Here is a 23,298-nt window from a genome sequence, read left to right on the forward strand (position 1 = left end):
ATCCCGATGCCACCTGTGACCAGGGACGATCCGTATGCCGCCTATAACTTCCTGGTCATCGTGACCAACGTCAGCGACGACGGGGTCGCGGTGAGCGGGTCGTTCACCGAGGCCAGTGGGCTGGACGTGGAGATCCCGGTGATCGAGTACCGCACCGGCAGCGAGGACATCACCGTCCGCAAGCTCACCGGGCTGAAGAAGGCCCCGAGCGCGCTGACCTTCAAACGTGGCGTCACCGGCCATGTCGGCTTCTGGAACTGGGTGGTGGAGGCGCTCAACGGCAAGGTGCGGCGCACGTCCGGCTCGATCGTGATGCTGGACGAGAACCGCCAGGAGGCGATGCGCTGGAACTTCGACCGGGCCTGGCCGACCAAGTACACCGGCCCGTCGTTCAACGCGACCAAGAACGAGATCGCCATGGAGACGCTCGTACTGGCGGTCGAGAGCTTCCTGATCGACGCGTGAGCCGACCGAGATGACCAGTGCCGCACTCCCCGGCGTGTCCCTGACCGTCGTGCCCGACGGCTCCGCCCAGGAGCCGTTGCGTACCGACGTCGCCGCCTTCCTCGGCCGCACCCGCCGCGGCCCGGTGGACCTGCCGGTCCGGGTGGAGAGCTGGAACGACGTCCTCGGCGCGTTCGGGCAGCCGGATGGCTCCTGCGCCACGCCGCAGGCGTTGCGCGGCTTCTTCGAGAACGGTGGCCGCACGGCGTGGGTGCTGCGGGTCAGCGGCCCCGCCCGGACCGCGAGTGCACTGTGGACGGTCGATCAGGGTGGCTTTCCCCACCAGCGCTATCAGGTGCTCGCGAGCAGTCCCGGCACCTGGGCCAACGGGGGGCGGGTCGCGATCCGGTACCGGGCGAGCACGGTCGCCGGACCGCCGACGGTCACCGTGCGCGTGCTGGTCCCCGGCGAGCCGGCGGAGACCTTCGCCGGCGTGGCGCCGACGGAGTTGGTCGACCGGCTGCGGGCGTCCCGGCTGATCCGGCTGGTCGCCGACGGCGAGCCGGTGCCGGTGATCCCCGGCGGCCCGATCTCGCTGGCGTGGGACCTGGTCCTGCGCGATGGCGCCGAGTCGACGCCGGGCCGGGACGACTACGCCGCCGCGGTGCGGGCGCAGGCGGACCTGCCGGAGCCGGCGCTGGTGGCGTTGCCCGACCTCGGTGCGGACCTGCCGGAGCAGGACCACCGGGACCTGGTGCTGGAGCTGCTGGCGGTGGTCGGGTCGGCACTGGACCGGTTGGTGGTGCTCGACGTGCCCGCCGAATTGTCCACAGTGGACGACGTGGTGTCCTGGGTGGACGAGCTGACGGCGGTCGGCGACGAGGCGCTGCTGCGGGCCGCCGCGGTCTTCCACCCACCGTTACGGGCGCCCGACCTGGCCGGCACGGGGCTGCGCACGGTGCCGGCGAGCGGGCACGTGCTCGGCCTGGTCGCCCGGCTCGACGGCGAGCGGGGCGCGCACCACACGCCGGCCAACGCGGTGCTGCTGGACGCGGTCGACCTGGCCGTCGAGTATCCGGAGGCGCAGCTGGTCCGGCTGTTCGACGCGCGGGTCAATCTCGTTCGGTGTCAACGGGGTCGCGGGCTGGTCGGGTGGGGCGGGCGCACGCTGTCCGGCGACCCGCGCGGCCGGTATGTCGCGCACCGCAGGCTGCTGCACCTGTTGGTCCGGGCCATGCGCCGGGTCGCGGAGCCGTTGGTGTTCGACGTGAACTCCCCGGAGCTGCGGCTGACCCTGGTGCGGGCGTTGACCTCGGTGCTGCTGGAGGCGTTCCGGACCGGGGCGCTGGCCGGTGCGCGGCCGGAGCAGGCGTTCCGGGTGGTGTGCGACGACACCAACAACCCGCCAGAGCAGGACCCCGGCCAGGTGGTGTGTGAGATCGAGGTCGCGCCCGCGGTGCCGATGGAGTTCATCCGGCTGCGCCTGGTGCTCGGCCAGGACCGCGGCCTGGAGGTGATCGAGACGTGACCGACCCGCTGCTCAAGTACCGCTTCATGGTCACCCTCGACCCCGGGGACGCCTACCTGCCGGCGGCGCAGGCGCTGTTGCTGCCGTTGGTGGCCGCCGGCGCCTTCCAGGAGGTCACCGGGCTCGGCGGGCAGCTGGAGGTGGTGACCTACGCCGAGGGCGGGCGCAACGACTCGGTCCACCAGCTGCCGCTGCGCCACTCGTGGAACCGGATCACGTTGAAACTCGGCGTGGTGCGCGACCGGGTGCTGTGGTCGTGGTACCAGGCCGGGCTGACCGACTCGCTCGGCGCGCGCCGCGACGGTGCGGTGATCGTGCTCGGCACCGACGGCGTGCCCGCGATGGCCTGGGCGTTCCACGGCGGCCTTGCCGCCAAGTGGAGCGGACCGGACCTGCACGGCGAACAGAACGCGGTCGCCATCGAACAGCTGGAGATCGCGCACGAGGGGTTGACCAATGTCCTGTAGGAGGTGGCGCACGTGCCGAAGAACCTGATCATCCACAACCTCGAGGTCCGGTTCCAGGTGGACGGTGACGACGGCGCGGTGTTCACCCGGCTGTTCAACAAGCACATCCAGGCGTGGTCCCGGTTGTACGAGGACGAGTGCGCGCGGGCCAAGCACACCGAGACCGAACGGCGCCTCGGCGACCAGGAGGGGGCCTGGTGAGCGGAGCTTGCGGAGCGAACGATTCAACACAGGGCGACCGCGAGCGGCGCCACCGAGCCTGTGAGGGGGCGTCGTGAGTATTTCACCTGTGTCGTTCGCCAGTCAGGGAGCGTTGGCTCGGTTGGAGATCATCCGGCCGGTGATCGCCGACGAGCGGCAGCGCCGGATCCCGTTGCGCTTCAACCCGACCGACTACAAGCTGAGCAAGAGCAACACCTTCGCCGAGATCACCATCCCCGGGCTGGAGACGCCGCCGCTGCAGTACGTGCGCGGCGGCAGCGAGACGTTGAGCGTGCAGGCCCTGGTGGACACGTCCGACACGTTGGAGAACGTCCGGACAACCTACGTCGACGGCGTGCGCGGCCTGATGCGGCCCGACAGCAGGGAACACGCGCCGCCGGTGGTCCGGTTCGTCTGGGACGAGGCGGTGTTCACCGGTGTGCTGGAGAAGCTGGACGTGAACTACGTGCTGTTCCGGCCAGACGGGGTGCCGCTGCGCGCGCAGCTGGACGTGACGCTCAAGGAGTTCCGCCCGGCGGCCCAACAGGTCCTGGACACCCCGCGCTCGTCGCCGACGGTGGAGAAGAGCTACGTGGTGCGCCGGGGCGACACGCTCAGCAGCATCTCGGCCGCGGTCTACCGGCGGCCGGACGCGTGGCGGGAACTGGCGCGGGCCAACGGGATCACCGATCCGCGCGACCTGACACCGGGACGGGTGCTCACCGTGCCCCGGTTGCCGTGAGGGGGCGCTTCGGATGACCGTGCCGACCACCGTGCCGACCAGTGTGGCGCCGGAGATCGCCGACCCGGACCGCTACGCGCCCGAGTTCGAGGTGCTCATAGAGGGCGTCGAGGCCGATCCGACGACCAAGAACGACATCATCGACATCAAGGTGCACCGGGACATCGACGAGATGTCCGGGTTCGACCTGGAGCTGAACAACTGGGACGACGTCAACCTGAAGTTCAAACACAGTGACTCGCGGGAGTTCCGGCTCGGCTCCCGGGTCTCGGTCCGGCTCGGCTACGCCGACAAGCTGCTGACCGTGGCCACCGGCACGGTCAGCACGCTCGCCCCCAAGTTCTCCGACGGCGCCTCGCCGACGGTGTCCATCAGCGGCGTGGACGGGATGGTGCGGCTCAAGGAGAGCAAGCCCGACCAGAGCGTGGAGAAGGTCTACCGCAACCTGGCGGACTGGCAGATCGCGGAGAAGGTCGCGCAGCGCAACAAGCTGCGGATCGTGACCACCCAGGAAGGTCCGGTGCACGACCGGGTGGTGCAGAAGAACCAGTCCGACGCGCAGTTCCTGATGGAGCGGGCGAAACGGCTGGACTTCGACTGCTTCCTGTTGCCGGACCCGGAAACCGGCGAGGAGACGCTCTACTTCATCAAGCCGACCGACGGCCGGGACGGTCGCCCGATCCGCCTGTTCCGGCTGGCCTACCAACCCGGCCTGACCACCGGGCCGACCGCGCTGCCCGAGGGCCTGGTGCCCAACCTGCTCGACTTCACGCCGACCATGACGGTGTCCCAACAGGTCAGCAAGCTCACCGTGCGCGGCTGGGATCCCCGGACGAAACAGGCGATCGCGTTCACCGCGACCGCGGAGAACCTGCCGGCCGGCCAGGCGGCGGCGGGCGGGGAGAGCGGACCGGAGGTCGCCGAGAGCGTGCTCGGTGGCCGCCAGGAGGTGCTGGTCGACGCCCCGGTCACCAGCGACCAGGAGGCGCGTGAACTCGCGATCAGCCTGCTGCGCGAGCGTTCCTACGAGTTCATCACCGCCACCGGCAGGGTGGCCGGCCTGCCGGAGCTGCGGCCGGGCGACAACCTGGAGATCTTCGGCCTCGGCCAACGGTTCTCCGGCACGTACTTCGTCAAGCGGGTCGAGCACACCCTTGGCACGAGCGGATTCTTCACCCAGTTCACCGGACGCCGGATCCACCAGGGGGAGGCACAGTGACCAGGACCATGCCCCGGTCCCGCAGCACCGATCGCCGCTACTACGGCGTCGCGGAGGCGATCGTGGTGGAGCACGACGGGAACGACGAGGGTCAGGTCAAGCTGAAGTTCGAGTGGTTCGACGGCGGCGCGACGGTCACCGACTGGTGCCGGGTCAGCCAGCTGTACGCGGGTGGCGGCTACGGCTCGGTGTTCGTGCCGGAGATCGGCGACGAGGTGCTGGTCGCGTTCGTACACGGGGACATGCGGTTCCCGATCGTCCTCGGTGGACTGTACAACGGCGTGGACAAGCCGCCGACCGCGCGCACCGACGGCCGGGACCAGAAGATCATCCGCACCAGGGCGGGGCACGAGGTGCTGTTCGACGACGCGGCCAAGGAGATCCGGATCACCACCGCCGACGGCGGCGACGTGACCGTGACCGCCACCGGCGAGATCAGGCTCAAGGCGCAGAAGGTGATCGTCGAGGCGGACACCATCGACCTCGGCGGGGGAGCCACCCAGCGAGCGGTGCTCGGCGACCTGCTGAAGACCGCGTTCGACACGCACGTGCACACGGCCACCGGCCCGAGCGCGCCGACCACCCCGCCGACGGTGCCGCTGCCAGGGAACGTCCTGTCGCCGAAGGTGACGGTCGAATGAGTCAGCCAACACAGGGCGAGCCGTTCCTCGGTACCGGGTGGCGGTTCCCGATCCTGCCCGACGAGGCGGGCAGGCTGGCCTACGCCGTCGGTGAGCAGAGCATCGAGCACTGCCTGCGGGCGCTGCTGCTCACCGGCACCGGTGAACGGGTGATGCGGCCCGATCTCGGCACCCGCGCACCGGAGTCGGTGTTCGCGCCGGGCAGTGTGCAGAACCTGCGGGACCTGGAGCGCTCGATCGCCGAGGCCGTACGCACCTTCGAGCCGAGGGTGGAGCTGGACGAGGTGCGCGCGGAGGCCGACCCGGCCGACGAGTCCCGGGTCACGGTGTCGGTCGAGTACCGGATCCGGCGCACCAACACCAAGGCCAACCTGGTGTTCCCGTTCTACCTCGGCATCACCGGGAGCACGCCATGACCCTGCCGGCACCGAGGCTGGACGACCTCACCTGGGCCGAGATGATGGCCGCGATCCGCCGCCGGATCCCGGCGGAGTCCGACGGCGCCTGGACGCTGCACGCGCCGGTCGACCCCGGGGTCACCCTGCTCGAGCTGTTCGCGTATCTGTTGGAGCAGCGGCTGTACTGGCTCGACCAGGTGCCGGACGCGCTCGTGGTCGCCATCCTCAGCCTGCTTGGGATCGAGCCACCCCGCCCGGCGGTCCCGGCGGCCACCGTGCTCGCGCTGTCGGTCGGCCAGCAGGAGGCCGTCCCGGTCGTCCCGGCGGGCACGGTCCTGGCTCGGGATCCGTTCGCGCGCATCAGGTTCACCACCGACGAGGACGTCGCGGTGTTCCCGCTGGCGGGCGAGGTGACGGTGTGGACCGATCGCGACCGCACCGCCGATCTGCGTACTCGGCGCGGGATTCCGTTGCTCACTGGCGATGGCGCCGCCGCCGCCCGGTTCGCCCTGCCGCTGACCGGCGAGCATCCCGCACCCGGCTGCCTGTCACTGCTGTTCGAACTGGACGTGCCGGCTATTGCGCCGTCCTGGTCGCCGCGCGCGGTGTGTGACGTCGACCCGCCGGCCACACTGGACTGGTCGTGGTTCCGGCCGGGCACCGACCGCACCGGGACCTTCGAGTCCGTTGTGGACGGTACGGGCGGGTTGCGCCGCTCCGGAGTGGTCCGGCTGCTGCCGCCGGCGGACTGGACCACCGCGGACCACGGGCTCGTGGTGTCCACCAGGGCCGCGACCTTCGCCGCACCGCCGGTGCTGCTCGCGTTGTCGCCCAACGTCTCCGCCGCGCGCCACCAGGAGCGGCGCACGGTGACCGGGACCGAGCTGTCCGACCAGCTCTACGCCTGGCTCAAGCTGCCTGGCCAGCGGCTCGTGCTGCCCGACGCCGCCGACCGCCTGCTCGACGCGGCCCTGGAACTCGACTGTGACGAGTGGACACCGGTGGTGGACTTCACCTTCGGCGGCGCCCGCGACCAGATCTACCTGCTCGACCGGCGGCAGGGCGCGCTGGTGTTCGGCGACGGGCTGACCGGGCGCATCCCGGTGAGCGCGCCGACCGACGTGACGGTCGACTACACCATCGGCGGCGGGCAGGACGGCAACGGCGGGCTGACCGGGAACTGGCTGCCCGTCGACGACGCGATGCACGCCCTCGGCGTGTCGGCGGCCAACTTGGTCCAGGCGGCCGAGGGCGCCGAGCCGGAGACCGTGGCCCAGGCACGGGATCGCGCGGCGGGCTCGCTCGGCGAGGTGACCCGCGCGGTCACCGAGGAGGACTACGTCACGCTGGCCGTCACCACCCCCGGCGTGGCCGTCGGCCGGGCCTACGCCTCGGTCGGCGAGCACCCGGGGTTCCCGTGCGCGCGGGTGCCCGGCGCGGTGACCGTCCACATCGTCCCGTCGGTGACCCGTGACGTCGACCGGCCGGACTTCGTCCAGGCGCCGCGACCGGACCCCGGCATGGTGTGCGAGGTCGCCGACCGGCTGGAGTGCGCCCGGCTGCTCACCGCCGAGGTGTTCGTGCGCCCGCCCGCCTACCGCGCGGTCCGGCTCCGGGTCGACCTCGCCGGCGACCCGGCCGACCGCGCCCGGGTGTCCACAGTGGTCGGCGCGGCACTGCGCGGCTACCTCGACCCACTTGTCGGCGGCGACGAGGGGACCGGCTGGCCGTTCGGCGCACCACTGCGCCCGTCGGCCCTGCTGCGCGCGGCCCAACTGGCACTGGGCGACCTGGCGGCCGTCGCCGCGGTGGCCATCGCCCTGGACGGCACCGCCCCCGCCGAAACCTGTGGGGACGTGCCACTGGGCACCGGCGAACTGCCCAACCCGCACGAGGTCCTGACCAGGATCGTGCCCGCGGTCGACCCAGGGGAGGGCCTGACATGACTGCCGAGAACCTCTGGTGGGAAAGGGATTCCGAGGCGGCGGCGAGAATCGTTGCCGGCACTGGTCAACCCGAACTCGTGGACGCCACCAGGGAGGCGGTGCGTACCGAGATCCGGGACCGCATCCCCGGCTATACCCCGGACTGGACCAACCCCGACCGCCAGGACGCGGGTGTGGCGTTGGTGCGGCTGTTCGGCACCCAGACCGAACCGGTGCTCGACCGGGTGAACCGGTTGCCGGAGAAGATCCTGGCCGAACACCTGCGCACCGCGGGCGTGCGCCGCCGGCCCGCCGGCGCGGCGGTCACCTTCCTCGAGTTCACCGTGACCCCACCGGACGGCGCGTCGGTACTGGTCCCCGCCGGCTTCCAGGCCGCGGCGTCCAGCCCCGCCGGGCAGATCATCTTCGAGACCGAACAGGACCTGTACGCCACCCCCGCCACCATCGGCGCGCTCGCGGTGCAGCGCGTCGACTCGCTGGCGTCGATCCCGCTCGGCCCGGCCGGGCCCGGCCGCCCGTTCCCGCCGTTCGGCGATGACCCGGCGCCCGGCAACTCGTTGTGGATCGGCCTCACCGGCACGGCGAGCCCCTTTCCCTCGGTGTCCCTGGGTTTCGTCGTCGACGCGGTGCCGCCGGCGCCGGCGGCCGCGGGCGGGGTGGCGCCGCTGCCACTGCCACCGGCACCCTTGCTGCGCTGGGATGTGTTGGACGGCGGCCGGTTCGTGCCGGCCGAGGTGATCCGGGACGAGACCGACGGGTTGCGCGCCAGCGGAACCGTTCGGCTGCGCGTGCCCAGCACCTGGGCGCCGGGCAACCCCCCGGCCGCCAGGCCCGGCCCGCCGATGCGCTGGCTGCGGCTGCGCATCGCACACGGCGAGTTCGCCTCGCCGGCACCGACGGTCTCCGGGCTGCGGCTGAACCTGGTGACCGCGACGGCGGCCAGGACGATCACCAACGAGCCACCGCAACCGATCCAGGACCAGACGGCCACCGCCCGGCGGCGGATGCGGCTGAGCCAGGTGCCGATCCTCGCGGGCACCGTGGTGCTGGAGGTCGACGACGACTCGACGACCGACGTCTTCGGCACCGCGACCGGGACCGCCTCGCGGTGGCGGGAGGTGGCCAGCCTGGCCGGGTTCGACCAGGACGACCGGGTGTTCGTCGTGGACTACGCGACCGGCGAGCTCACCTTCGGCGACGGGGTGACCGGCGCGGCCGTGCCGCCGGGGTTCCGCAACGTCCGTGCGGTGCGCTACCGCGTCGGTGGCGGCATCGCGGGTGCGGTGGCGGCCGGCGCGGTCAACGGCGTCATCACCGCGTTGCCGTTCGTGACCAGGGTCAACAACCCGTTCCCGGCCACCGGCGGCACCGATGCCGAGCCGGACGCGGCCGCGACCAGGCGCGGGGTCGGCGAACTGCGGGCTCGTGGCCGCGCGGTGGCCCCCGCGGACTACGGCCTGCTGGCCACCGCCGCTCCCGGCGTCGCCCGCGCGCACGGGGTGCCCGGCCTGCACCCCGGGTTCGCCGGCAAGCCCATTCCCGGGGTCGTCGGCGTGCTGGTGGTGCCCCCGCCGGACGATCTCGGTGAGCCACCGGCACCGTCCTCGGCCACCTTGCGCGCGGTGGCCGACTATCTCACCCGCGAGGTCGCGCCCGCCGGGGTCACCGTGGTGGCCGCGCCGGCCCAGTACCGGCGGGTCGGGGTGGCGGCGCGGGTCGTGCTCGACCGGGACCAGGACCGGGCCAGCGTGCTGACCAGGGCTGGGGACGCGGTCACCGAGTACCTGGATCCGTTGCGTGGCGGGGAGGACGGCGCCGGCTGGCCGTTCGGCGGCGCGGTGCGGCACACGCCGCTCGTGCGCAGGCTGCTCGCCGTGGACGGGGTACTCGCGGTCTCCGGGCTCGCGCTCACCGTGGACGGGTTACGGCTGCCGCCGTGTACCGACCACGCCATTCCGCCCAACACGCTGGTCTGGCCGGAGCGCCCGCTGCTCATCCCGACCGAGGAAGGGGTGACGTCATGACGTGCGCACCGCGGGCCGCGACCTTCCGACTGCTCGACGACACGGTCGGCTGGGACGTCGTCGAGTCCACGAACCTGGTGGGGTTCACCGATCCCGCCGGGGTCCGGCTCGCCAACAGCGGACCCTCGCCCGACGGGCCGACCAGGAGCGAGCTGCTCCCGTGGTTCCCCGACCGCAGGCTGGCGCCCGGTTGCCAACCCTGCGCGTGGTACCTGCTGGCGGGGAACCGGCTGCTGCGCCGGGACACCTGCGGCGACGGCTGGCGGCCGGTGTGGACACCCGACTGCGACCCCGGCCTGCTGCGCGCACCGACCGCGGTCGCCGCCGGCGGACATCGGGTCGCGGTGGTGGACGGTGGCCGGGTGTTGGTGTGGCGCAACGAGGGTGCGCAACTCGTCGCGGTGATCCGGACCCGCCGCCCCAAGTTGGTCGCGCTCGCCCCGGACGAGCAGGTGCTGGTGGTGCGCGCCGGCAGCACGAGCCTGTGGCGCTACGACGCGGCCGGCCAGCCGTGCGGTGAGCTGCCGACCGGGGTCGCCGGCGAGATCATCGGCATCCGCACCGGTCCTGGGAGGACGGTCTGGCTGCTGACCGAGGACGACGCCGGGTTGCACATCTACCGCGGCCGGCCGTTCCACACGTCCACAGTGGACGAGTTGGCGGCCGGGCTGGCGCCGAGCTCGTTGGTCCTGGCCGACGAGGACGGTTTCTGCCTGCGGGAGACCGGCCAGGAGGGCACCGAGGTGACCTCCTGCCACACCTGGCTCGGCGACCCACGCGCCGAGCCGCCCGCCGTGCCGGACCGGTATCTTCCCGAAGGTGAGTTCGTCACCGACCTGATCGCCAGTGGCATCTCCCGCTGCCGCTGGCATCGGGTGCGGGTGAGCGCGGAGGTACCGGTCGGCACGGCGGTGTCGGTGGCGATCGTGGTCTCCGAGGACGGCCGCTACCAGGAAAGCGACTGGCAGCACGCACCACCGGGCGTCACCGACTTCCTCGTCGACCAGCCACCGGGGCAGTACCTCACCGTCCGGGTGCGACTGACCGGCGACACCTCGGAAACGCCGGTACTGCACCGCATCCGGCTGGACTTCCCGAGGGAGACCAGCGCGGACCTGCTGCCGGCCGCGTTCCGGCACGACCCGGCCGCCGATGACTTCACCGAACGGTTCCTGTCGCTGTTCGACGCCACCCTGGCCGAGATCGACCGGGCCATCGACCGTCACCCGGCACTGCTTGACCCACAAGGGGTTCCCGACCGCGCGCTGCCCTGGCTCGCCGGACTGCTCGGGCTGTCGTTCGAGACGGGCTGGGACGCGGCGACCCGCAGGAGACTGCTCGCCGCCGCGCCCTGGCTGTACCGCCGCCGAGGCACCAGACGCGAGCTGGCGAAGGCGATCGAGATCGTGTTCGGCGTCAAGCCGGTACTGGACGAGCTCGCCGACGAACGCCGGTGGGCCCAGGTCCGGGCGGCGGACAGCCGGGCGGACGCGCCGGGGCTCGGCTCGGTCCGGCTGTTCAGCCGGACCTCGACCCGGTTCCGCCTCGGCGGTTCGGCGCTCGGCTCCACGCCGCTGCGCGCCTTCGGTGACCCGGACACCGATCCGCTCACCGTGCACGCCCACCGGTTCCGGGTGCGGCTGCCGGCCGGGTCGGCGGACGAGGAGGCGGTGCGGCGGCTGGTGACGCGGCAGGCGCCGGCGCACACCGTGGCGTCGGTGCGCACCGGCGGCGCGGGGTTCGTGGTCGGCACCCGCTCCACGGTCGGGGTGGACACCGCGTTCGTCCCGCTGCCGCCACCCGTGCTCGGCGGGGCACACCCGTTACGGCTCAACCACGACGGAGTACTGAGACCGGGACCGAGAGGAACTCGCCGTGGCCTGCACGTCGGCGTGGTCTCCGCTGTCGGGATCCATACCCAAGTGTCTTGAAAGGACAGAGGCATGACCGAGGCATCGACAACGGATGACACGGCGACGAGTACGGAGTTCGACGTGCCGCCGCTGCGGCGGCTGCGCTACTTCCACGGCCAGATGCTCACCGCGAGGGACTTCCAGCGCGAGCAGGCCTACTTCCGGGAGAAGCTGAAGCTGCGCATGCGGTGCCTGCTCGGCTACGGCGTCGTCTGTGGACTGCTCGTCGAGCCGGTGGCGCCGGACGGGCACGACAAGCCGGCACCCGAGCCGGCCGATGAGTCCACCGAGGACCGAACGGACCCGGCGCACCACAAGGCGAAGGTCCGGCTCACCCCGGGGCTCGGGGTGGACTGCGACGGCAACGAGGTGGTCGTCCGCGACGGCTGCGTGATCGACCTGTGGCGGGCGCTGCCCGAGGACGAACGCGACACGCACACCGTCTGGGTCGGCGTCGAGTACTGCGAACGCCCGGTCGAGCCGACCAGGACCGTCTACAACAGCGCCTGCGCGGACACCTCCGACTGCGAGTACGGCTGGACCGACGAGAGCTACGTCATCCGGGTGACCAAACACAAGCCGCCGACCGACGACCGGTGCGACACCTGTTGCGGCCGGTGTACGCACAAGGTGCTGTGGCTGGCCAAGATCGACGGCCTGCGCTGGTCGGATCCGGTGCGCCAGGATCAGATCCGGCTGAACGTCCGGCGCCCGTTCGGCCGGTTCGTGCCCACGGTGATCACCGGCATCAACTGGAGGCACGGGCACACCTACACCGTCGACGAGGCCAAGGAACTGCTCGGCACGCAGAAGGACACCGGCGGCCTGGTGGTCCGGTTCTCCGACGACATCCGGGTGGACACGCTCGATCCGGGGGTGGTGGACATCCAGGTGATCGAGGGCGGCGCCGGGCGCAACGCCGACACCTGGTACATGGGCGGGAAGTTCGAGGAGCCGGCCCGCCCCGGGACCGACGAGTACACCAGCCAGTTCCGCTACCGCCAGACGACCAGGGAGACCCTGCAGGACGGTGACCGGGTGCTGGTCACCGTCCGCGCCGCGTTCATCCTCGACCGCTGCTGTCGGCCGGTCCACGGCACCAACGTCGGCGGCAAGGTGCCCTACTTCGACGACAAGCGGACCGAGACCGAGACCGAGAACCGGGGCGGCTGCGCGGTTCCGCCATCGGGCGTCGGACCGTGGACCTCGGGCTCCGGCTCGGGCGGCGACGTGTTCGAGAGCTGGTTCTACATCACCGAGGAGCGCCGATGACCGGCACGGACTGTGGGTGTGGCTGCGGCGGCTCGTCGGCCGGGACCGCGACGTTCCTGCGGCCGAGGTTCTTCGAGGGCCAACTGCTCACCGAGGACGATCTCAGCCTGCTGGTCGACTATGTGACCGGCAAACACCGGCTGCACAACAGGATGGTGTTCGGCCAAGGAGTCGTCTGCGGCCTCGAGGTCGACTGCGACCCGTGCGGCGGCGGGACGGTCGCGGTCCGGCCGGGCCACGCCCTCGACTGCCACGGCAACGACATCGTGTTGTCCTGTAAGGAGAAGGTCGACGTCGGGGCACTGGTACGCGAGCTGCGGGTCAGCTCGCTCGGGGTCGACTGCGGTGACGACTGCGACGAGGACGGCGATCGAGCGTACGGGTTGTACGTCCGCTACGAGGAGCAGCCGGTCGACCCGGTCGCCCCGTACGCCACCGAGGAGCCCTGCCCCACGCCCGGCTGCGTGCCGTCGCGGATCCGGGAAGGGGTGCGGTTCCTGGTCAAGTGCGCGCCGATCGACGACCACCGTTACAACCCGGGCACCCGCCTGCTGGCCGGCGTCGGTGACGCGAACCGGTTCCAGGCGATCCGCCTTCGCGCGCGGCGGCTGGGTTTCTACCGTGACCCGCTGTTCGTCGCGCTGGCCAACGCGACGCGGCCGATCGAGTTCGGCGGCGCGGACGCGGTCCGGTTCACCCAGAGCCTCGCCGCGTTGCGCCAGAGCGGCGACGGCACGCCCGCCCCGCCGGTGGCCGCCACCCTGACCGAACACGTGCGCGCGCTGGCCAGTGCCATCGCCCGCTACGACACCTACGACCAGCAGGGCCAGGAACAGCTCCGGGCCACCTACCCCGATCTCGGCGAGGTCGGCGAGGCCCGGCGGGTGCTCGGCGCGGTCTGCGACCGGTTGGCCGCGGCCGATCCGGAACAGGTGTGGCCGAACGAGCCGGACGGGTCGGAGCCGGTGCGTCGCGCGCTTGGCGTTGCGGTGATCGCCGAGGCCAAGGCGCGGGTCGTGCCCGACCAGCCCGCGGCCGACGCGCCGCTGGAACTGCGGCTGCTCGCCCAGGGCACCCCGCTGACCGACGCGTTGCAGGTCCGCTTCCGCGTCGACCTGGCCGAGCTGCGGCAGTGGCTGCTCGGCCGCCTGGAGCGCACTCCCGGCGTCACGGACTGCTCGTTGCGCGGCCAGGTGCGCGCGATCGACGTGCCACCACCGCTGCCGGTCCCCGAACCGGACAGCGGCCGACGGCTGACGGCCGCCGAGCTGTCCCATCTGGCGGAGGCCCTGCGGGACCTGACCGTCGCCCTCGACCGGTTCGTCGCCGACACCGCGTGCTCGACGCTCAACCCGCCGTGCACCGACTGCACCGACGCCGACGTGCTGCTGGCGCGCCTCGAGCTGGACGGCTGCGACGTGCTGCGGGTGTGTTCGGCCACCAGGGAGCAGGTGCTGCCGGGCGGCGCGGCCTACGGGGAGTGGCTGCCCAAGCTCTACCGGCTGCGGGAGCTGGCCGAACGCGTGTGCTGCCAACCCAGGGGGTACTGGCCGCCCGCGCCGCCGTCGGAGGGCCCGGTGCCCCGGCCGTACCCGGCCGCGCTGCTGGGCGACTGGCCGAAGACCGGTGACCTGGAAAGGATGTTGAGCCTGCTGTTGACCCCGGCGCCGGGGGAGACTCCGCCGAAGGCGTTGCACGAGCAGGTCTACACCGTGCCGAGCGACGTGACCGACTCCCTGCGGGAGGTCAACGTGCTCCGCGACCAGGTCAGCGACCTTACCGCGACCGTGACGGCCCTGCGCGCGGCGCTGACGGAAGCCGCCGACCAGGTCAGCCGGGTGCGCGAGGAACTGCCGGACCGGCTCGGGTCGCGCCTGGCGGAGTTGGAGAGCACTCCCGAGGACGAGGCCGAGCCGGCCAAGCCACCGGCCCGCCGCCCCCGTTCCTCGCCAAGGCAACAGAAGCCCAAGTCAGGTGAATCGTCATGACGGCCGTTGTGTCAGCCTCGAGGCCATATCAGCTCAAGAGTTTCGCAGCCGGTCCCAAGGGGAACGTGGCGCAACCCAGCCACAAGTACGTGGACAAACCGGATCCATTGTCTCCCAAAGTGACCACAACTTTGAATCTCGGGGAGGCGGGTCGCTCATGACCGCGCCGATGCGGCCCACGTTCCAGGAGGGGCAGGTGCTCGCCGCGGCCGACCTGGCGGCGACCGTGGCGCACGCGCGCGGCGTGGCCGCCCGGCACGCGCGGTACCTGCACGACTGGGGCATCGCCGAGGGGCTCGGGCTGGTCACCGAGAACCGGACCGATCCGCTGACCAACGCCCGTGTCGTCGAGGTGCGGGTCTCGGCCGGGCTGGCGATCGACGGCACCGGCCGGGAGCTGGTCGTGCCGGCGCCGGTGGTGTTGTCCGAGAGCGAGTTCGAGGCGGTGAACGGCGCCGACCTGCCGACGGTCGATCCCTACCCGGTGTTCCTCGCCTCGGCCGACCGCGCGGCGCCGGTGACCGGGCTGGCGTCCTGCGGTAACTCGACCGGGCCGGCGCGGGTGGCCGAGTCCTACCAGATCCTCTTCGGCCGCCGCGGCGACGAGCTGCTGGTCGCCGACCAGCAACCGCCCGGGGTGGGCACCCCGCCCGCCGACCCGCCGGTCCGGTGGCTGGTGCTGCTCGGCTTCGTGCAGTGGTCCGACGGGCACTTCACCGGGGTCGCCCCCCGTGCCCGGGGGGTCGGCCCGCGGTACGCGGGTGTCCGCGCGGACATCGTCGCCGCCCGCTCCGACACCCTCGAGCTGCGTTCGCTGACCGAGGTCCAGGAGGGCAAGCCGGCGCTCGTACTGTCCGGAGAGGACCCACCGCGGCTGATTTTCGGGCTGTATCAGGGGACCGGCACGGTCAGTCCACTGATGACGGTGGCGGCCAACGGGAACCTGACGATCGCGGGCAGTTTCTCCGGCCGGATCTCGGCGGGCAGCGTGCTCGCCGCGTCCGGCACGGCGACCGACGGGATGGTGCTGCCGCTGCCGGCGGGCGTCGCGCCGGAGGAGGTCGCCGACGGCCGGGTCGCGCTGCACGTGCACCTCACCCCGCGGATCCCGCCGTCGGCGACCGGCTCGGAGCTGCACGTGCCCGTGGAGGCCACTGTGGACGAACAACGGCGGGTCCGGTGCCGGCTACGGGTCTACGACCCGATCATTCAACCGCCCTCGGTGGTGGACCGACCAGGGGCGGTCGACTTCCTGGTCCTGGCAACGGTCGGCGGTGGTTGAGGATGTCCTTGTTCGTGGTGTACCTGCCAGACACCGGGCATGTCGCGGGCGCGGTGTCCGCGACCGGCGCCGTGGTGCCGGTCGAGCCCACCGCGCTGGTCGGTGACGCGTTGCCGCTGCGGGTCCCCGCCGGCGACGGCGAGACCGCGACGCTGCCGTTGCCCAGCAGGGAACTGCTCGTCCTGCTGGCCGACGACGAGCCGGCGGTGTTCACCGATCCGTTGGCGTTCGGGGTCGAACAGGTGCCCGACGCGCCGCCGAAGTCCGCGCTGGTGCGGTTGGCGGCGTGGTCGGACGAGCTGCGCTTCGACGCCGCCGGTCTCGTGGTCCGGGTGCCGGTCGCCAACACCACCCGGACCACCCCGGTGTTCGCGCTGGTCTCCGGTGGGCAGGACGTGCACGTGCTCGCCGGGGAGATCGCGATCGGTGAGGACCAGGTGACCCTCCCGCTGACCGTGGCCGCCGGCAGCACCCACGGCGTGCTGGTGCTGGCCACCGGCTGGGCCGGGCGGCTGGCGACGGTGACCGCGCCGTGACCGCGCCCACCGCGGGCGGCATCACCGTGCGCCGCTGTGTGGTGCGGGTGATCCGGCGCGGTGGCTGGAGTTGGGGACCCGATCCGCGGGACCTGGTGCGCCAGGCGGTGAACGCGCTGCCCGACCTGTTGGCCGACCGGTTCGCCGACCAGCTGGCCGGCGACGGCCCGGACGTGGAGATCACCGAACCGGTACGGCTGACCATCCGGCTGGACCGAGGCCGCGGCCAGGGGCGGTCGCCGCTGGCCGCGCTGGTCGTCGAGCCGACCACCGACCAGGACCTGGTCACCCCCGCGGTGAACGGCACGGCGACCCATCAGTCCACAGTGGACATGAAATCGGTCGGCGCCACCGAACCCGGACCCGGCGCACGGCCAAGCACGCCCGCCGTGCTGTTCGCCGAACTGGCCGAACGTGGCGAGCTGGCACCGTTACTGGCCCTGCTGCCAGACGATTCGCTGCTGGCGTACCTGATCGCGGTGTTCGCCGAGCACACCGGCGCGCCGTCCCCGGCCACGGACCTCGGGTCGGCCGCGCTGGTGGCCGAGTACGCCCGCCGGCACCCGGCGACGCCGTTGCCGACCACCGGCGACGAACAGCGCGCGCTGGTGCGCACCCTGCTCGCCCCGGCCGACACCGACGGTTCGCCACCACGGCCGGACACCGCATCGCCCGCCACCACAAGGACATCGGCGCGGCTGCCCGCAGACGTGCCGGTGGGGGAGACGCGGAGCTGTTCGGTGCTGCCGTTCCTGCTCGCCGGCCCGTTGGCCAGGATCGGCTACCTGGACGCGATCGGCCCCGCGCTGGCCGGCGTCGACCAACTGGCACAGGCCCCGCTGTTCGCCGCCGCCCTGGCCTACCAGGTGCTGGCCGCGCCGGAACGGGGCTGGCGCCGAACCGGCCAGGCCGCCGAGGCCGCGGCCACCTTCGCCGGCCTGGCCGAGGTGCCCGATCTCGGCGACTTCGCGCAGCGCGTGCGGCCCGCGCTGCCGGTACTGGACGCCGTGCGCGCGCTGTCCCTGTGCCGAGGCCACGATCCGGCCGACCCGCTGCTGGTGACCGGAGTGGACGGTGGGCTGCTGCTGGTCGACGCGCTCGGCCTGTTCCCGATCGCCTTGGCGCCCGACGTCGCCGGCCTGCTGCCGCACTGGGTGGCCTGCGGTCGACCGGACGTCGTGGTGTGTGCCAGCCCGCTGCCGCCGTCCTGCCTGCGTGACCTGGCCGCCGAGGGCGTCGCGCTGGTCACCGACGTCCGCCCGCTGCGCGGCGACCCACTGGTCCGCGTCCCCCGCCCGACTCCACTGTGGACAGCCGGCCGCCCGGACCCCCGGCTGGCCGCCGACCTGCCGGCGCACGCCGCACGCCTGGCCGAGGTGGTGGCCGCGCTGCTGACCACCCGCCGCGCCGTGCCCCGCGCCGGGGACGGCGCCCTGGACCGCAGCGCCGCGCTCGCCGCGGCGCTGAGCCTCGGGCTGATCTCGTGGACACTGTGGCGGGAACGGGAAACCCCGACCCCGGTACTGGCCATGACCAGGTTCGCCGACCTGGAGGCCACCGTGCGGTTCACCCCGGACGCGGTGCGGGTGCGCGTCCCGCTCGGCAGACGGCACGCGGACCTGCTGCGCTGCGGTGCGTTGACCGATGTCCAGGACGTGGTCTGGCTTGGCGGCCGCACGCTGACCTTCTCCGGTGGCTGACATGAGCCTCGCGGTCGAACACCTGCGCCTGCGGCTGGCCGAGCTGCACCACGCGCTGCGGGTGGCCGTCGATCGGCAGGCGCGGGCGGCCGCCCAGCTCACCCGCCCGGACCTCACCCCGTTCTGCGTCACCGACGAGCAGGTGTCCTCGATGCTGGACCGGGTGGACGCGTTCACCGAGGCGATGACCGAGCCACCCGAGCCGCCCCGGCCCGACCAGGAGTCCGAGCAACACCTGCGGCGGCTGGCCGCGGCCCGCGGCGCCACGCTGCCATTGGACACGCTGGCCACCAGGTTCGGCCTGACCCGACCGGAGCAGGACGCCCTGTTGCTGGTCGCCGCGCCCGAGCTGGACGCCGCCTACGAGCGCATCTACGCCTACATCGTGGACAACCTGAACCGCCGGGCGCCGTGCGTCGAGCTGCTGGTCACCGTCGGCGGCCAGACGCCGTCGACCCGGCTCGCGCTGCGCGGCGCGCTCGGCCGGACCGGCCGGCTGCGCCGGTTCGGCCTGATCCACGAGCACGGGGACAGCCCGGTGGAACTGGCCCAGGAACTGGCGCTGGGCAAGGGCGTGTTCGACTTCCTGCTTGGCTGGGCAACCGACATCGGCCTGCTCGGCCACGATCGGGGCGAGGTGGTCGGCCCGGAGTCGGTGGCCGCCCCGTACCTGTACTCGGCCGGTCTGACCGAGCTGGCCGGCGCACTGGCCGATGGCGAGGTCGACCTGGTCGGCCTCTGGGGCTGCCCACGGGACAGCCAGCTCGACGCTGCCCAGGCGCTGGCCGGTGCCGCGGGAAAACCGTTGCGCCAGATGACCGCCGACCTCGAGGACGACCTGCGCACCGCCGCCGCGCTCAACGCGCTGCTGTGGCTGCCGACCGACGACCACCCGCCGCCACCGCCCGAGGCGCTGCTGCGGTCGAGGGTGGCGGTGTGCCTGACCGGCGTCACCCCGTGGCGCCCCGCGTCCCTGCTGGCTGCCCGCGGCTACACCGAGCTGACCTTCCCCACCCCGGGTTTCCCCGAACGCCGGGCGATGTGGACCGCCGCGTTCCCCGCGCTGGACGGGCCGTTGCTGGAGGACCTCGCGGCCCGCTACCGGATGAGCGGCGGCGAGCTGCGCGCGGTGGCCTCGGTCGCCGGCACCGGCGCCCGGCTGGCCGGCGATGGGCCGGACCCGATCGCCGACCACGTCGAGCCGGCGATCGCGACCGTGACCAGGGGCCGCAACAGCAGTGCCGTGCAGTCGATCGTGCCCCGCCGGGCGATGGCGGACCTGGTGCTGCCACCGGCCCAGCGCGGCCAGATCATGGAGATCGCCTCGGCCGCACGGGCCTGGCCGAGGATCGCCGAGACGTGGGGCTTCGCGCGCCGGGCGGGCCAGGGCGGGATCAAGGCGCTGTTCACCGGCGAACCCGGCACCGGCAAGACGATGTCCGCGGAGGTGGTCACCGGCATGCTCGGCCTGGAGCTGCTGAAGGTGGACCTGGCCCAGGTCGTGTCGAAATGGGTCGGCGAGACCGAGAAGAACATGGAGGCGGTGTTCCAGCAGGCGGAGAACAGCCACGCGGTGCTGCTGTTCGACGAGGCGGACGCGTTGTTCGGCAAACGCGGCGACGTGAAGCACGGCACCGACCGCTACGCCAACCTGGAGGTCGGCTACCTGTTGCAGCGCCTGGAGGTGAGCGAGGGACTGGTGATCCTGACCAGCAACCTGAAGGAGAACATCGACGCCGCGTTCACCCGCCGCTTCCAGTTCGTGGTGCACTTCCCCCGGCCGGGGGTGGTGGAACGCCGCACCCTGTGGCGCCAGGCCTTCCCACCGGAGGCGCCCCTCGGGCCCGATGTGGACCTGGAGATGCTGTCCCGCCTCGACCTGACCGGTGCCGGGATCGGGGCGGCCGCCCGCACCGCGGCGTTGACGGCGGCCGACGAGAACAGCGCGGAGATCGTCATGCGCCACGTGGTGCGCGGGATCTCCCGCCAGTTCCAGCGGGAGGCTCGACTGTTCCGTCCCTCGGAGCTCGGCCCGTATGCTGGACTTCTGGCCGACAACGGAACTCCGGGGTGAGGTCGATGGCCGAACTGCTTCCGCCACAACAACAGCCGGCGGTGCCGGTCACCGCGAAGGAGCTGCGCACTTCGGCCGAGGCCGACCGGGGCAAGAAGCCGCTGGTGCTGGTGCCGGCGGTGGTCGGCAACGCGCAGACGGCCAAGACCGCCATGGACTCCCAGTCCAAGACCGTGCCCTCCCACATCGCGTCGACCATGGCCGCCGGGCAGGACCAGGTGGGCAACGCCGCCATCGCGGGCGCGGCGCTGCGGGTGGTTCCGATGGCCATGCCGAAGAAGGAAGCCAACCAGGGCCGGTAGGTCAGGCGCCGGACAGGCGGATCGCGCGCAGTTCGGTGGCCGCATCGTGTCGCACGGTCGACAGCGCCGACAGCAGCCGGCCGCCGATGCTCCACAGCACCTCGCCCCACTTCGTGTCGTCGCCGGCCAGGCCGGCGGCGGTGAGCAGGGCGTCGGTGGCGGCCGACCGCACGGACCGATCCGGATCGATGCCCGCCGACTCCAGCAGCAGCTCGGTGTCCGGATCGGGGAACCCGGCCAGCAGCCGCACCGCCCCGGCGCCGGGGATCTCGTCGATGGCGTCGCGGTCCGGCCCCGCCGGCGCGCGCACCCGGTGAGGAACCGCTCGAACAGCGCGGACGTGCTTGCTGGGACGTGCCCTACTGGTCGGTTGTCCGGTCGTAGGCGGCGCGGAGCTTGGCGTCGAACTCGTCGACGAGCTCGCGGGGAAGGCTCGCGGCCAACGACTCGGCCAGCTGCTCGACCTGCTCGGCGGTGACCGTCTGGTCATCGGCCGCTGCGGTGGTCCGCACTTGTTGCAGCGCGGCGATAATGCGCGCCTCGTCGTCGAGCAGCGGCGCGATCCGCTGGACGATCGAGTTGCCGTCCAGGGTGTCCAGCACGGCCGCGGGAATCGCGCCGGGGGCGGCGGCCGACACCTCCCGCACGCCCCGCCCTGGCGTGTTGTCCCGCACGTAGTACCGCTGCCGCAGCATGCCGGCGACCCGGTCGTGGACGAACTTCAGCCACCGGTGTTCCTCAGGAGTCAAGTCGTCCTCCAGATTGCGGGCCGCGTTGCGGAACGCGGTCATGTTGATGGTCCGGCCGGGCGCCTCGCCCGGGTCCCACTTGCCGGTCACACTGGTCTCGGCGTGCGCCCGGACACGCTGGATGTCGCCGCGACCGCACACCGTGGCCACGGCGTTGGCCCAGACGGTCGCCGCGCGGTACTGGGCAGGGCGCATCGGCTGGGTGCCCGGGTACACGATCTCCAGGCCAAGCACCCGCCGGTTGAACGACGTCGTGGTCGGCAGCGGCCCCATGGACCGCCCGCCGGAGGCACCGGCGTGGTTGGCCGGATGCGCGGCGATCACGGTGATCGAGCCGTCGTCGTTGCCGGCGTAGTTGCACAGCGGCCCGCGCAGGTCCGACCGGCCCTTGATGAGCAGGTCGCCGACCCCGGTGCCGGGCAACGCGATGCCGAAGCCGGTCGCCGTGTGGTGGACGATGCCGCCTTCGTAGGCCGAGGTCTGCCCGTTGCCGCGGGACTGCCAGCCGGACGCCTCCCGAACCGTGATCCCGGCGGACCGCAACCGGGTATTGATCTCCTGACACCGTGCGACGCTCACCCGACAAGAATGCCGGGCCGGAGCATCCACAACGTCTCCCGCGCGTCACCGGGACGTCGCCCCGGCGTCGATTCCGGCGGCCGAACGGGTGAAACAATCGAGCGGTTCCGCGCCGACCCCCTAGCGAATCCGCGCCGGCGAGCGAATTCTTTCGTATCGGGCCAACGGTTTCCCGTGCCGTGGCCGGGTCGGGGAGGGAGTCGGAATTATGGACCTCGTCGTGTTGCTCGACGGTACGTGGAACGACCTCAACGAGAACACGAACGTCAGCCAGATCTACGAGCGGCTCATGGCAGGCGACGGAAACGACCGCGAGTACCGCTGTCACTACGTCGCCGGGGTCGGCACCGGCAGGTTCGACCGGTTGCGCGGCGGCATGTTCGGGTTCGGGCTCGACGACAACATTCGCGAGGGTTACCGGTTCATCGCGCAGAACTGGCAGTCCTCGGCGGACCGGATCTTTCTGATCGGTTACAGCAGAGGCGCGTTCACCGCGCGAAGTCTCGCCGGCATGATCACCAAATGCGGCATCGTCGACCCGTCGACGATCTCGGACAATGAGTTGTTCACGCGCTATCGCGACACCGACTCCTCCGGGCTGCGCGAAATGCGGATCGACCAGTCGCTGGCCGGTACTCCCCTTGACCGGAAGGTCCTCGCGGAAGCCCAACTGGCCAGGATCCGGTTCATCGGCGTGTTCGACACCGTCGGCAGCCTCGGCATCCCGGGGACGCTCGGGCGGTGGCTGTCCCGCCGCCGCTACCAGTTCCACGACACCGAGCTGAGCGGCCTGGTGGACCACGCCTGTCACCTGATCGCGATCGACGAACGGCGCAAGCAGTTCGCCCCCACGCTGTGGACGGGCGTGCCCAAGCCCGTTCCCGGGCATCCGACGGTCGTGGAGCAGCGCTGGTTCGTCGGCGCCCACGGCGATGTCGGCGGCGGTGGCACGGACAGTCCGGAGTCGGACAAGCCGTTGTCCGTGCTGGCAAGGGAATGGCTGGTCGAGCGGGCCGCGCAGGCCGGGTTGCCCATCGTGCCGGGGGCGTTGCCGGACGTGGCGTGGCAGGGCGTGTGCAGCGATCCGGCCGCTACCTGGTTCTGGCGGTTGCTGGCGCGGCTGCCGGGAAACGGGCCGTACCTGCGCCCGTTGCGCACCGGCGTCGACGAGCACCTGGACGACTCGGTACTGCGCCGATGGGGCTGGGGCAAGCCGCCCTACGGCCCGGCCAACCCCAACCTCGACGACTGGGTGCACCAACTCAGTAGCTGATCCGCCTCCCCGCACTTTGA

At 72.3% G+C, this 23,298-nt stretch carries 21 protein-coding genes; 19 read left to right on the forward strand and 2 right to left on the reverse strand.

The window, feature by feature from the left end; all coding sequences use genetic code 11:
- The first annotated feature begins 6 nt into the window (after positions 1 to 6).
- From ACYVIP_RS24965 to ACYVIP_RS25050, 18 genes are all read left to right on the forward strand, one after another.
- Positions 7 to 465, forward strand: coding sequence for a phage tail protein (locus ACYVIP_RS24965; protein ID WP_460400414.1), 459 nt, complete (start codon positions 7 to 9; stop codon positions 463 to 465).
- Positions 466 to 475: 10 nt separating this feature from the next.
- Positions 476 to 1,972 (forward strand): phage tail protein, encoded by a 1,497-nt coding sequence (locus tag ACYVIP_RS24970; protein ID WP_460400416.1) that lies wholly within the window; start codon positions 476 to 478, stop codon positions 1,970 to 1,972.
- A complete protein-coding gene (locus ACYVIP_RS24975) occupies positions 1,969 to 2,439 on the forward strand; it encodes a phage tail protein (protein WP_460400418.1) in 471 nt (156 codons plus the stop codon). Before ACYVIP_RS24970 ends, ACYVIP_RS24975 begins: the two co-directional genes overlap by 4 nt.
- A gap of 12 nt (positions 2,440 to 2,451) precedes the next feature.
- Positions 2,452 to 2,640: a putative phage tail protein gene (locus ACYVIP_RS24980; protein WP_460400420.1), complete on the forward strand. Its 189-nt coding sequence runs from the start codon at positions 2,452 to 2,454 to the stop codon at positions 2,638 to 2,640.
- 73 nt (positions 2,641 to 2,713) lie between these two features.
- Positions 2,714 to 3,382: a CIS tube protein gene (locus ACYVIP_RS24985; protein ID WP_460400422.1), complete on the forward strand. Its 669-nt coding sequence runs from the start codon at positions 2,714 to 2,716 to the stop codon at positions 3,380 to 3,382.
- Positions 3,383 to 3,395: 13 nt separating this feature from the next.
- Positions 3,396 to 4,601: a phage late control D family protein gene (locus tag ACYVIP_RS24990; RefSeq protein ID WP_460400424.1), complete on the forward strand. Its 1,206-nt coding sequence runs from the start codon at positions 3,396 to 3,398 to the stop codon at positions 4,599 to 4,601.
- Positions 4,598 to 5,242, forward strand: a complete 645-nt coding sequence (locus ACYVIP_RS24995) for a phage baseplate assembly protein V (RefSeq protein WP_460400426.1) — start codon at positions 4,598 to 4,600, stop codon at positions 5,240 to 5,242. Before ACYVIP_RS24990 ends, ACYVIP_RS24995 begins: the two co-directional genes overlap by 4 nt.
- A complete protein-coding gene (locus ACYVIP_RS25000) occupies positions 5,239 to 5,658 on the forward strand; it encodes a GPW/gp25 family protein (RefSeq protein WP_460400428.1) in 420 nt (139 codons plus the stop codon). The genes ACYVIP_RS24995 and ACYVIP_RS25000 overlap by 4 nt, the downstream gene beginning before the upstream one ends.
- Positions 5,655 to 7,586, forward strand: coding sequence for a baseplate J/gp47 family protein (locus ACYVIP_RS25005; RefSeq protein WP_460400430.1), 1,932 nt, complete (start codon positions 5,655 to 5,657; stop codon positions 7,584 to 7,586). Before ACYVIP_RS25000 ends, ACYVIP_RS25005 begins: the two co-directional genes overlap by 4 nt.
- Positions 7,583 to 9,610 carry a putative baseplate assembly protein gene (locus tag ACYVIP_RS25010; protein ID WP_460400432.1) on the forward strand — a complete coding sequence of 676 codons (2,028 nt, stop codon included), beginning with the start codon at positions 7,583 to 7,585 and terminating at the stop codon, positions 9,608 to 9,610. Before ACYVIP_RS25005 ends, ACYVIP_RS25010 begins: the two co-directional genes overlap by 4 nt.
- Positions 9,607 to 11,541, forward strand: a complete 1,935-nt coding sequence (locus ACYVIP_RS25015; protein ID WP_460400434.1) for a phage tail protein — start codon at positions 9,607 to 9,609, stop codon at positions 11,539 to 11,541. Before ACYVIP_RS25010 ends, ACYVIP_RS25015 begins: the two co-directional genes overlap by 4 nt.
- Positions 11,542 to 11,553: 12 nt before the next feature.
- Complete coding sequence (locus ACYVIP_RS25020) at positions 11,554 to 12,795, forward strand: hypothetical protein (protein ID WP_460400436.1); 1,242 nt, start codon at positions 11,554 to 11,556, stop codon at positions 12,793 to 12,795.
- Positions 12,792 to 14,783, forward strand: a complete 1,992-nt coding sequence (locus tag ACYVIP_RS25025) for a hypothetical protein (RefSeq protein WP_460400438.1) — start codon at positions 12,792 to 12,794, stop codon at positions 14,781 to 14,783. Before ACYVIP_RS25020 ends, ACYVIP_RS25025 begins: the two co-directional genes overlap by 4 nt.
- Before the next feature lie 157 nt (positions 14,784 to 14,940).
- On the forward strand, positions 14,941 to 16,065 hold the full coding sequence (locus ACYVIP_RS25030; protein WP_460400440.1) for a hypothetical protein: 1,125 nt from the start codon (positions 14,941 to 14,943) through the stop codon (positions 16,063 to 16,065).
- A gap of 2 nt (positions 16,066 to 16,067) precedes the next feature.
- On the forward strand, positions 16,068 to 16,601 hold the full coding sequence (locus ACYVIP_RS25035) for a hypothetical protein (protein ID WP_460400442.1): 534 nt from the start codon (positions 16,068 to 16,070) through the stop codon (positions 16,599 to 16,601).
- Positions 16,598 to 18,301, forward strand: coding sequence for a hypothetical protein (locus ACYVIP_RS25040; protein WP_460400444.1), 1,704 nt, complete (start codon positions 16,598 to 16,600; stop codon positions 18,299 to 18,301). The genes ACYVIP_RS25035 and ACYVIP_RS25040 overlap by 4 nt, the downstream gene beginning before the upstream one ends.
- A gap of 1 nt (position 18,302) precedes the next feature.
- Positions 18,303 to 20,375, forward strand: a complete 2,073-nt coding sequence (locus tag ACYVIP_RS25045; protein WP_460400514.1) for an ATP-binding protein — start codon at positions 18,303 to 18,305, stop codon at positions 20,373 to 20,375.
- Positions 20,376 to 20,380: 5 nt separating this feature from the next.
- Positions 20,381 to 20,677, forward strand: a complete 297-nt coding sequence (locus tag ACYVIP_RS25050) for a hypothetical protein (protein ID WP_460400446.1) — start codon at positions 20,381 to 20,383, stop codon at positions 20,675 to 20,677.
- 1 nt (position 20,678) lies between these two features.
- Here the strand turns inward: ACYVIP_RS25050 and ACYVIP_RS25055 are convergent, their stop codons facing one another.
- On the reverse strand, positions 20,679 to 20,987 hold the full coding sequence (locus ACYVIP_RS25055; RefSeq protein WP_460400448.1) for a hypothetical protein: 309 nt from the start codon (positions 20,985 to 20,987) through the stop codon (positions 20,679 to 20,681).
- A gap of 49 nt (positions 20,988 to 21,036) precedes the next feature.
- A complete protein-coding gene (locus tag ACYVIP_RS25060; protein WP_460400450.1) occupies positions 21,037 to 22,005 on the reverse strand; it encodes a peptidoglycan recognition protein family protein in 969 nt (322 codons plus the stop codon).
- A gap of 208 nt (positions 22,006 to 22,213) precedes the next feature.
- Between ACYVIP_RS25060 and ACYVIP_RS25065 the strand changes: the two genes are divergently transcribed.
- A complete protein-coding gene (locus ACYVIP_RS25065; protein WP_460400452.1) occupies positions 22,214 to 23,278 on the forward strand; it encodes a DUF2235 domain-containing protein in 1,065 nt (354 codons plus the stop codon).
- Positions 23,279 to 23,298: the final 20 nt, after the last annotated feature.

This window comes from Actinophytocola sediminis, from assembly GCF_054779715.1.